Genomic DNA, 9879 nt, shown 5'->3' with positions numbered 1-9879 from the left:
TGGAATGCAGGCCTAGAAGCCTGATGATATCAGGCTTGACCGCTTAACCAACCGCTTACTTACTAACATGGTTTATAGTGGCCCCGCAGATATTGCAAGCCCACGTAAGCTCCAATCTAAATATCTAGCACGCCAAGGTTTATCAGAAAGTAAAATCGCGGTAAAAAAACAAATTAAGCAGGCTAACAGCCTCTTAGTTAAAGCATGCCACACGAGCTTAAGTATCGACATTGACTGGAATAGTTTTGAAAAAATAGACGCTAAAACCACACCAGGCATGTTAACAAACTATTTAAATTCACTCTCAAAGCTTTGCGAGCAAGACAAAGACTATCAGACCGAAATACAAAGCATCGACACGATCCGCGTTAAAGCTTCAGATAAAGACGCAACAAATAACGTAACCAGAAATAACAAAGTACTTATGATTTCACTTGCTAAAAATGCCCCTAATGTTACAGAAACAAGTTACACCGATTTAATCGACACTCTCTAGTAAACATCCCTATATATCAATCAATTACAATGGAAGTAGATATGAAAAATAAAATAATTTTAGGCTTATTCATCGCATCAATTAGTGCTACAGCAACTGCTGGTGTAAAAGACAAAAAAGCAATTCGTGCCGCCGAGTCAAACATTAAAGCAGCAATAACTAAAACGATTGCAGCGTGCGGTAATGATGACTTAGAAGTCAATGTTGAATGGGATGATTACAAAGACATGATCAAATCAAACAAAGACGTACTTGCTAAAAAGCGTTATAAGTCTGAATGGGTATTAAGCCACGCCGGAGATCGTACAGTAAGCACATTAGGTGCTTTAGCTAAAATTTGTGCATCTGATGCAGATTACAAAGAAGAGATCGCAAATTTAAGTGAAATCATTGTAAAACCAAAAGCTAAATTTTCAGATACAAGTTCTGAATTCTCAATCGATGATGACGTGCTAATTGCAAGTTCAGGTCACTATACTACGCGAAAAGCTGGTGATTTTGTGAATAAAATTAAAGCCGTATATTAGTCGTCACTTGAACATGATTATATTTAGCAGTAAGACATTATGCTAAATATAATCATGGCTTTATTTATTCCCTAATTCACGTGCAGGCTGTACCGAACACGCTTTGTTTGCTGGGTAAATAGTGGCTACTACACTCATAATCATGGCAACACCACCAACCACCAGCACATCGTTTAATGCCAGTTGTGACGGTAAAAAATCAATAAAGTAAATATCACCCGATAAGAACTCATGGCCTATTAAGCCTTCAATAAATTTGATAATCACAGTTAAATTCTCTGAGATTAAAATACCCAGTATCGTCCCTGAAACAACACCAAGAATACCGTTAATACCGCCGTGCACGATGAAGATAAAACGTAATAATGTATTTGACGCCCCCATCGTTTTTAAAATGGCAATATCTGCTCGTTTATCATTAACTGCCATCACTAACGTGGTCACAATATTAAAACAAGCCACGGCAATAACTAAAATTAAGATTACGTACATCAAACTTTTAACCATCTGAATGTCTTGATATAAGAAACCCTGACTTGTCATCCAGCTGCGAATGTACAAGTAATGATCTAACTGATTACCCGCTTCACGCACAATACGGCTCGCCGCAAAAATGTCAGTCACTTTAATACTCAAGCCATCTGCTTTAAACGCTTTATCTTGAATCTCTTGGGCTGCACTCAAAGGCACATAGGCAAGGTTATTATCTAATTGACCACTGAGGTGAATAATACCTGATACAGTAAATCTAAAACGGCGTGGTGCTTTAAAGGATTGCCCTGATTGCTGCGATAATAATACCGTGACTGTATCTCCAAGCTCTAAATTAAGCTCTTTTGCAATGCCTCGCCCGAGTACAACTTGTCGGTTATTAGTCGGGTCATTAAGACTATCCCACGTCCCTTGCGCAACATACCGGTATACCTCAGAGACTTGCTTTTCAGCCTCACTATCGACCGCGCGAAGTTGAACCGCCTTTAACTCATTACCCTTTTGTAATAAGCCATTAAGTTTGATAAAGGGTGCTGCGCCGACAACTTCGGGATTCGCGAGTAATGTCTTCTGTGCGCTCTGCCAATCATCAAAAGGTTCACTCACCCCTTCGAGTTCACCATTAGGCACAACCGCTAAGATCCGGTTTTTAAGCTCATACTCAAAACCGTTCATTGCAGATAAACCAATGATCAATACCATCACACCTAATGCAATACCTACTGTTGAAGACGCCGAGATAAACGCAATAAAGCCATTTCGACGCTTAGATGATGTATACCTCAATCCGATATAAGCCGCTAACGGACGAAACATTATACCTCCTCCTTCACAGTACTTACCTGCAGATTTTCACTCTCGTTTGTTAATACGCCGTCAGCCATATGCAAAGTACGTCCTAATCGGTTAGCGAGCTCTTCATCATGGGTAACGATAATAAAGGCCGTATCACAAGTCTCATTTAACTCTTTAATCAAATTGAAAATCGTTTCAGCACTGCTTTGGTCTAAGTTACCCGTCGGTTCATCCGCGAACACAATATTAGGTTCGTTAATCAAGGCGCGTGCAATCGCAACACGTTGACGTTCACCACCAGAAAGTTCGCTTGGTTTATGTTCAACACGATGAGATAACCCGACTCGATCTAATATTGCTAATGCTTTTTGTTTCGCTAAGGACACTTTCATACCGGCAATCAACAACGGCATACACACATTTTCTAACGCTGTAAATTCATTAAGCAGGTGATGAAATTGATACACAAACCCCATATTCTGATTACGCATCGCCGCTTGTTGCTTTTCTGACATGCTGTGAATATCAACACCGTTAAGGTATACCGAACCTGAGGTCGGCGTATCTAACGCGCCCATCAAATGTAATAATGTACTTTTACCAGAACCTGAACGGCCAACAATCGCAACCAACTCACCTTTTTCGACCGTTAATGACACTTGCTTTAATACGTGAGTATCAAGATTACCTTCTTGGTAAATTTTTTCGAGGTTATTGCAAACTAATAAAGAATTATTCATAACGTAATGCCTCGGCAGGTTTAATATTTGCCGCTCTAAATGCAGGATAAAGTGTTGCGAGTAGACTTAATGCAATCGCACCGAAAATAATGGACGCGATCTGCGACCAATCAAATAAAACAGGTAATAAACGCGCACCGCCAGATGCTTGCGCTAAAAGATTAAGACCAATAAGGGACATAAACTCATTTAAATTAGCCGCTAATGCAATACCCATCATGCCACCAACCATTGCGCCCAGCACACCGGTCCAAGCACCTTGGATAATAAAAATTTGTACAATAGTCGGTCGATTCATGCCTAAGGTTTTCATAATAGCAACGTCCGTTTCTTTCTCTGTGACCAGCATGACCAATGATGAAAGAATGTTAAACACAGCAACGGTAATGATTAAGAACAGCAATAAACCAATCATGTTCTTCTCCATTTTCACGGCTTGGAATAACTCGCCACGCGCAGTCTGCCAATCCATTGAATCAAAATCATTAAAGAAATCACGACTGACTAATTCATTAACAGAAAACGGATCATGCACAAACACACGGTGTTGCATCGGACTCGAGGGTTTTAAGCGCGCCAATTTACCCGCATCGGTAATATTAACCAATACCTGTGTGGCTTCGACATCCGAGCCAACAGAATAAATGCCTACCACCGTAAATTTACGTTGGCTCGGCACGCGCCCCATCGGCGTAAATACACTGCCTTTGGTTGAAATAAGTCTAATTTTATCGCCGAGCTTAACATTTAAAGATCTTGCCATGCTCCGCCCAATAATAATGTTGTACTTACCCGGTTGCAGTAATGAAATATCACCAATAAGCATATTTTGACGAATCACATCCCATTGCGGATAGGACTCGGGATCGATGCCCTGTAATTGTGCACCTTGGATTTGGCTTTTACTTTGCACCATCGCATCCGCTTGTAAGAAGGGTGTAACAGCGGCCACTAAGGGGTCGTTAGCCAATGCAGACAAACTTTTTTCTACATCAATCGCATCTGTTTTGGGTGTAACAATTACATGGGGAACAGCGCCAAGAATACGGACTTTCAAATCTTGCTCAAAACCGTTCATTACCGATAAAACAGTGATCAGTGCTAATACGCCAATGGTGATACCAGCTGTCGAAAATAAGGTAATAAATGATACAAATCGATTGTTGCGCTTAGAGCGAGTATAACGCAAGCCGATGAATAAACTTAGAGGGTGATACATAAATATAATTAAGAATACCTTGCTAAAAACTGCTGTTCATTCTAAAGACATGACCACTAATGAGCAAGTAAAATCACGTCTCCATACCAACTTGTGAGCGATTAGTTATTCTGGTTTAAAACAGCGTCTTAAAAATTCAATACAATAAACTAAACAAGATAAATGGAAATAAATATGGCACAATGCCAGGTTAGTAATCTCGAAAAGGATGACAGCAAGTGACTCAACAATATTTTTCTATTAAGCACAGTTTATCTGTCAATATTGAACCAGTTTCGATTGATCAACTCCCAACGTCTCGATTGGCGCTCGAAAACGAAATGCCAATTCCATTTAAAATGGCCAATGACGTAGCCGAAATAGACAGTAATGCCTTACGCTCAATTCGAAACATCGGCGAACAAGCTGACGCCCTTGCTGATTTTTTACAGATGCAAAATAATAAAATAAATTTGATCATGGGTTATGTTCTCGCACAGCAAGATTACCCCGAATCTCGCTTTAACTCGACCATGTTTGGTGCCGGTGAAGTCAAGTTTCTAGCGCATGCTGATTTAGCATTAGAGCAAGCAGTACGCATTAAGATATTCTTACCCAATGACTCTTCGGCTATTTATTGCTATGGCACTATCTCTGAACGTGAAGAACAACACTCTGCACGTGAGGAACAAGATGCAGATGACACGCTCATTGAATACACAGCATCGTATACTCGGATCCGTGATATCGACCGAGAAATATTAATCCGTGCGACGTTGCGTATTCAACAGCTACAGCTTAAACAACGTGCCGAGCTACGCCAAGAAAATGGTCAATAAATAGACCAACAACACAATCCCTAACAATTACGATTAGATTACTGAAAACTATGAAATCAACAGCTATTCTTTCTTTACCGTTACCGAAAAAACAAGGCGATAAAATCGCCTACGGTAACCTTGTTGGCAGTAGCCTCGCATTCACACTTGCAGAGCTGTGTTCACAAACAAATACCCCTATCCTTGCGGTTGTTGCAGATACCCCAAGTGCCTTAAAACTTGAACAAGAAGTGCGTCATTTTTTAGCGGATGATAAACCGTTAATAACCTTCCCTGATTGGGAGACATTGCCCTATGATAACTTCTCGCCACACCAAGATATTATTTCGCAACGTATTCATGCCCTGCACCGTTTCCAGCAGACTACCAGCGGGCTGATCATTGTATCAGTCAATACCTTGATGCAACGTATCGCTCCGGTCAGTTTTTTAGCCCAGCATAGCTTGATCGTCAAAACTGGCGATAAAATTGATATGCATGCAATGCGCCAACGTTTAGAAACCAGTGGTTATAATGCTGTAGACCAAGTATTAGAGCACGGTGAGTTCTCTGCGCGCGGTTCAATTCTTGATCTGTACCCGATGGGCAGTGATTCACCGTTCCGAATCGATTTTTTTGATGATGAAGTCGAAGAAATTCGTGGTTTTAACACCGAGACACAGCGCTCGGAGGGTACCCTTAAAGCCATTAACTTATTACCTGCACACGAATTTCCAACAGATGATAAAGCGATTGAATTATTCCGCCAGCAGTTTAGAGCATTGTTTACGCCATCGCGCGAAGCTGAATCCATTTATCAGCAAGTAAGCAAAGGTTTCTTACCAACAGGTATTGAGTATTATCACCCGTTATTCTTAACTGAAACGGCCACGTTATTTGATTATTTACCTAAACAACTTACTATTGCGCAAGTAGGTGAATTACATCAAGCATCAGAAGTGTTCTTTCAAGACGTTGAACAACGCTACGAAGACCGCCGCCATGATATACAACGCCCATTACTTACGCCAAGTTCACTTTATTTACCTGTTGCAGAACTATTCCAAGCACTTGGCCAGTACAGTAAAGTAAGCTTAAGCAATGAATTTATTAATGAAAAAGCAGGTAATACCAACTTAAACTTTAGCACTTTACCTGAAATATCCGTTAACCATCAGAAAAAAGCCCCGCTTGCGCCGTTGCTTGAATTTATCGAAGGGTTTGACGGTAAAATAATCTTCAGTGTTGAATCTGAAGGTCGCCGTGAAACACTGTTAGAGCTACTTGAAAAAACCAAGCTAAAGCCTAAAGCAATCACCAGCATCGCCAAATTTTTGAAAGCGAAACCTGTGATTGGTATTTGGGTCAGTCAATGTGAAAACAGCTTTATTATTGACGATTTAAATGTCGCTATCATTTGTGAAAATGAACTGCTTGGTCACAAGATCATCCAGCGCCGTCGTACCGATAAAAAAATACAAGCAAACAACGATGCGCTAGTACGAAACCTCACTGAGTTAAGTATTGGTCAACCGGTTGTGCATATCGCACATGGTGTCGGTCGTTATCTCGGCCTGCAGATTATTGCCAACGCGGGGATGGAAACCGAGTTTTTAACCCTTGAATATGCCAATGCAGCAAAGCTCTATGTACCTGTTTCTGCACTGCACCTTATCAGCCGCTATAGCGGTGCCGGTGAAGCGTCAGCACCACTGCATAAATTAGGCAGTGATAGTTGGGTAAAATCCAAAACCAAAGCAATGGAGCGTGTTCGAGACGTTGCTGCAGAATTATTAGATATCTACGCACAGCGCGCCGCTAAAAGTGGTTTTCAATATAAATGCGACAAAGAATCATATGCTGCCTTTGCCGATGGATTCCCGTTTGAAGAAACAGACGATCAGAAAACAGCGATTCAAGCCGTGCTGGATGATATGCGCCAAGACAAAACGATGGATCGTCTTGTATGCGGTGACGTGGGGTTTGGCAAAACAGAAGTCGCAATGCGCGCCGCCTTCATGGCAATGATGAACGACAAACAAGTCGCCGTACTTGTACCGACCACCTTACTTGCTCAGCAGCATTTCGAAAACTTCAAAGATCGTTTTGCTAACTGGCCTGTACGTGTCGAAGTCATCTCTCGCTTTAAAACAGCCAAAGAACAAAAACTTATTTTAGCTGATGTAAAAGCCGGTAAAGTTGATTTACTGATTGGTACGCACAAATTACTCAGTAATAAAATTGAGTTTGCCGATCTTGGTTTGCTTATTATTGACGAAGAACATCGCTTTGGTGTGCGCCAAAAAGAAAAAGTAAAAGCGCTACGTGCTGACATTGATATTTTAACGCTAACCGCAACGCCAATTCCAAGAACACTGAATATGGCCATGAATGGCATGCGTGATTTATCTATCATTGCAACACCACCAGCAAAGCGTTTGGCCGTTAAAACATTTGTCCGTCAGTACGACGACAATATTGTAAAAGAAGCGATCATGCGTGAGATCATGCGTGGTGGTCAGGTTTATTTCTTGCATAACAATGTCGACTCAATAGATAAAACAGCTGAAGCATTGGCGTTACTCCTACCGGAAGCGCGTATTGTTACGGCTCACGGGCAAATGGCAGAACGTGAATTAGAATCCGTTATGGCTGATTTCTATCATCAACGTTTCAATGTGTTGGTATGTACAACCATTATCGAAACAGGTATCGACATCCCGACTGCCAATACAATTATTATGGATCGTGCAGATCATCTCGGTTTAGCACAACTTCATCAATTACGTGGTCGTGTTGGTCGTTCTCATCATCAAGCCTATGCCTACTTATTAACGCCCCACCCGAAGCGCATCACCAGTGACGCTAAAAAACGTCTTGTAGCTATCGCATCATTAGAAGATCTTGGCGCAGGTTTCACCTTGGCAACGCACGATCTTGAGATCCGTGGCGCTGGTGAACTATTAGGTGATGAACAAAGCGGTCAAATAACCTCTGTTGGTTTCTCCTTGTATATGGAAATGCTCGACCAGGCAGTGAAAAGCATCAAAGAGGGTAAATCAGTTTCGCTTGAAGAAGCCCTTAAAAATCAAACCGAAATTGAACTGCGTGTGCCAGCGCTATTACCGAATGATTACATTCATGATGTTAATATACGTTTATCTCTGTATAAACGTATCGCAAGTTGTCAAAGTGAAGAGCAATTACGTGAAGTTCAAGTTGAACTCATTGATCGTTTTGGTTTATTGCCTGACAATGCTAAAAACTTAATCCGTCAAACCGAGTTAAAATTACAAGCAGAGCCTTTAGGTATTAAACGACTTGAAATAGGTCCCGCTGGTGGCTATATTATCTTTGGTGAAGATAATCAGGTTGATATAGGTTATCTTATCCGTCTAATCCAGCAACAACCTCGTGTGTATAGCATGGATGGACCATCAAAATTAAAGTTTGCAATCAAATCACCGGATGCAAAAGATCGTGTTAAATTAGTAGAAGCAATGCTAGTTGAATTTGCAAAAAATAAGATTGCAGGAGTTAAACGTTGAAAAAATCGTTAATCAGTTTATTAGTTGGTTTATCTGTTGGTAGTTCATTTACAGTAAATGCCGCTGAAGAAGAACGTTGGTTCGAAGTCGAAGTTATTTTATTCGAACGTAATGTCAACCCAGATAAAGTGATAGAACATTGGGATCAAGCTGTATATCCAACTTATTCAAAACAGAATAAAGACCCGATGTCATTGTTCATTAACAATGACAATTTGATCACACCAAACGGCAACGGTAATACCAATGCACCAGCTTTCGCGAACGATACAATAACAGCAGGCTTACAACCTACGTTTATCGACGATAGCGATACGTTACCTATATACGGTGAAGATAGCAGTCAGCAGGCTGTCGCTAAAACAAATATAAACAGCGATATAATTAAATCTACGAATGTTGTCATTGATGGTGCAAATTTAAAAAATAACGTCAAAGACCCTGCCCTGCAAATTGTGCCAGCAAGTGAATTGCAACTTAATAAACAATTTTCAGCACTCAACAATCATGCTAATTATAATGTTGTTTTGCATTCAGCATGGCGTATGCAACCTAAAACACGAAAAGACGCAATACCAATTCGGCTGTTCGCGGGTCAAAATTACCAGCAGCAATACCAGCTGAATGGTAATGCAATAGTCCAGAACGTCACACCGACTGCATCAACACAAATAACGACAGCTATTACTGGCAATGAATCAAATGTAACCGATTTAGATAATGCAGCGACCATCAATGATGGTGTTATCATTCAAACAAGCGGGGTTGAAACGATTGCAACACCTGTTACACCTGTTACACCTGCAGAACCGACAACTCCGGTTTGGAAGATTGATGGAGAATTAACGATATACCTAGAACATTATCTTTATGCAAAGACAAACTTGTTTGTACGTAAAGAAGGCACTAAAGTTATTCCTGCAACTCAAGTTGAGGATATAAAAACGACTGAAAAAGTAACAACGAACGCTGAAAATGTCGATTTATTGAAACTACTCGGTATTCATTTAGAACCTAAGCAAGCAAAATACAACGAAATAGCGTTGACAGATAATGATGATACATCACTTGGCGAAGCCGTTAACAGTGCACTACCACGTGATAAAACAGTGCCTTTCTTAAATAGCTATCCAATGCAACAATTACGCGTGATCCGCAGTGGTGAGATTCACTACCTTGATCACCCTATGTTTGGCATGCTCATTCAAATCAGAAAGTATGAGCCACCAGTACCTGAAAAAACAGAGACGGTCCAATAAAAGGTA

Annotated in this window: 8 protein-coding genes; 5 read left to right on the top strand and 3 right to left on the bottom strand. The window is 40.8% G+C overall.

What is annotated here, in order from left to right; genetic code table 11:
- Nucleotides 1-67: 67 nt before the first annotated feature.
- Nucleotides 68-496 carry a hypothetical protein gene (locus tag AKG98_RS20890; protein ID WP_067050783.1) on the top strand — a complete coding sequence of 143 codons (429 nt, stop codon included), beginning with the start codon at nt 68-70 and terminating at the stop codon, nt 494-496.
- Between the two features lie 41 nt (nt 497-537).
- Nucleotides 538-1023, top strand: coding sequence for a hypothetical protein (locus AKG98_RS20885; RefSeq protein ID WP_067050780.1), 486 nt, complete (start codon nt 538-540; stop codon nt 1021-1023).
- A gap of 60 nt (nt 1024-1083) precedes the next feature.
- On the opposite strand, the gene lolE is transcribed toward AKG98_RS20885, so the two are convergent.
- From lolE to AKG98_RS20870, 3 genes are read right to left on the bottom strand one after another with little or no spacing between them, the layout of a single operon-like run.
- Nucleotides 1084-2331, bottom strand: coding sequence for a lipoprotein-releasing ABC transporter permease subunit LolE (gene lolE / locus AKG98_RS20880; protein WP_067050777.1), 1248 nt, complete (start codon nt 2329-2331; stop codon nt 1084-1086).
- Nucleotides 2331-3050 carry a lipoprotein-releasing ABC transporter ATP-binding protein LolD gene (lolD, locus tag AKG98_RS20875; protein ID WP_067050774.1) on the bottom strand — a complete coding sequence of 240 codons (720 nt, stop codon included), beginning with the start codon at nt 3048-3050 and terminating at the stop codon, nt 2331-2333. Before lolD ends, lolE begins: the two co-directional genes overlap by 1 nt.
- Nucleotides 3043-4269 carry a lipoprotein-releasing ABC transporter permease subunit gene (locus tag AKG98_RS20870; protein ID WP_067050771.1) on the bottom strand — a complete coding sequence of 409 codons (1227 nt, stop codon included), beginning with the start codon at nt 4267-4269 and terminating at the stop codon, nt 3043-3045. The genes lolD and AKG98_RS20870 overlap by 8 nt, the downstream gene beginning before the upstream one ends.
- Before the next feature lie 218 nt (nt 4270-4487).
- Between AKG98_RS20870 and AKG98_RS20865 the strand changes: the two genes are divergently transcribed.
- Genes AKG98_RS20865 through AKG98_RS20855 form a run of 3 tightly spaced genes read left to right on the top strand, consistent with a single transcriptional unit; the run spans nt 4488 to nt 9873 of the window.
- Nucleotides 4488-5087, top strand: a complete 600-nt coding sequence (locus AKG98_RS20865) for a hypothetical protein (RefSeq protein WP_067050768.1) — start codon at nt 4488-4490, stop codon at nt 5085-5087.
- 50 nt (nt 5088-5137) lie between these two features.
- A complete protein-coding gene (mfd, locus tag AKG98_RS20860) occupies nt 5138-8614 on the top strand; it encodes a transcription-repair coupling factor (RefSeq protein WP_067050766.1) in 3477 nt (1158 codons plus the stop codon).
- A complete protein-coding gene (locus tag AKG98_RS20855) occupies nt 8611-9873 on the top strand; it encodes a CsiV family protein (protein WP_067050763.1) in 1263 nt (420 codons plus the stop codon). The genes mfd and AKG98_RS20855 overlap by 4 nt, the downstream gene beginning before the upstream one ends.
- Nucleotides 9874-9879: the final 6 nt, after the last annotated feature.

Source organism: Moritella sp. JT01, from assembly GCF_001574435.1.
In the GTDB taxonomy this organism is placed as follows: Bacteria; Pseudomonadota; Gammaproteobacteria; order Enterobacterales; family Moritellaceae; genus Moritella.
The sequence above is the reverse complement of the archived record's forward strand: the minus strand, read 5'-3'. Positions and strand labels throughout refer to the sequence as shown.